The sequence below is a fragment of the uncultured Empedobacter sp. genome, from assembly GCF_937930195.1.
GTDB classification, from domain to species: Bacteria; Bacteroidota; Bacteroidia; order Flavobacteriales; family Weeksellaceae; genus Empedobacter; species Empedobacter stercoris.
Window position 1 is genome coordinate 1 of the sequence record NZ_CALGVK010000146.1, and the last position, 1,363, is coordinate 1,363.

1 protein-coding gene and 1 pseudogene are annotated in these 1,363 nt (G+C 33.1%); both read right to left on the reverse strand.

Annotated elements, in window-relative coordinates:
- Positions 1-180 precede the first annotated feature (180 nt).
- The gene (locus Q0616_RS08410; RefSeq protein ID WP_260541450.1) at positions 181-954 is read right to left on the reverse strand and encodes a type III pantothenate kinase; all 774 of its coding nucleotides are present in this window, start codon (positions 952-954) and stop codon (positions 181-183) included.
- Positions 954-1,363, reverse strand: a pseudogene (locus tag Q0616_RS08415) (M1 family peptidase); the annotation flags it as partial. The gene Q0616_RS08410 and the pseudogene Q0616_RS08415, both read right to left, overlap by 1 nt.

Consider the following 1,363-nt stretch of genomic DNA (forward strand, 5'->3'; position numbering starts at 1 on the left):
TCTTTACTTTTTCGATTTAGTACAAATAATTTCACGTGTGTTAATTGCTTTCTTACTTAATAGACTCAAGGTTTGTAAAAAGGTTACAGAAAATTAAACATTTTTTTTGAAATGATTTGATATAGAACGAAAAAAGCTCGCAATTAGCGAGCTTTTTAATCATATTTATCTAAAATAAATTTATTTCTGAAACGAATCTTTATTCAATTCGTATAATATTTTAAGACCTTTTATTGTGTGTAAACGATCATCAATATCAATTTTATCTGTCAACGATTTGTAAACGCCACCAACTCCTCCTGTCGAAATCACATAACATTGTTCTCCTTCTTCGGCATTGATACGATCAATCATTCCTTCAACCATACTCAAAAAACCATAAACCATTCCTGATTGCATGCAAGATTCTGTATCAGATCCTAAAACAGTTTTAGGCGCTTTCAGTTCTACTGTTGGTAATTGAGCCGTTTCTCCTACCAATGAATTTAAGGCAGTTATAATTCCAGGAGCAATCACTACTCCACCGACATTTGCCGATTCGTCAATCCCTAAAAAAGTTAACGCTGTACCAAAATCAATCACGATTTTCTTGCCTTTGTAGTCTTGATAATGTGCTGCCACTGCATTCGCATACAAATCTGTTCCCATTTGGTTTGACTTATGCTTGATTGCTGATGGCGTATTACGATCCACAACCATTGGTTTGAACTTGTGAATTTTTTGTAAAGCAATCTTAACACTTGCTGTAAGTGGTGGCACAACCGAACCAATCACAATATCTGTAATATCATATTTCTCAATTCCGAAAGGTTCGTACATGTTCGAGAATTTTGCAAAAAATTCGTATTCGGTACGATAAGGTTTTGAATTGATTGTCCATGTAATAATCTCCGTTTCACTTTTGAAAACCGCGAAACGAAGATTAGTATTTCCAATATTTACTGCTAATAACATTATTTTGTAAATACGTTATTTTTATCATTTACATCTGCCAAACGTTTTGTTGGATCGATGGTAACTTGTTTAACTTCTTTTGAAACTTTAACGTCATATGTTGGTTTTGTCCAGAACCAATCTTCTAAAATCGTTCTTTTAGCACCTTGATATTCCACTAAATTTTCTGCTGGTTTTTCTCCACGCATTTCACGTAAAGGAATGTAAAATAATTCTTCCGAACCATCTGTATATTCAACCAATAAATCTATCGGCATTGCAAAATCTGATTTATTTGCAATTGTGATTGTATTTCCGTTTACAGCTTCTACAGCGTAATCAATTTTGCGTGTTGTATTGATAAATAAGTTGAAGTACCATTTTAAATTAATTCCAGAAACTTCTTCTGCAACACGTTTGAAATCGTTAG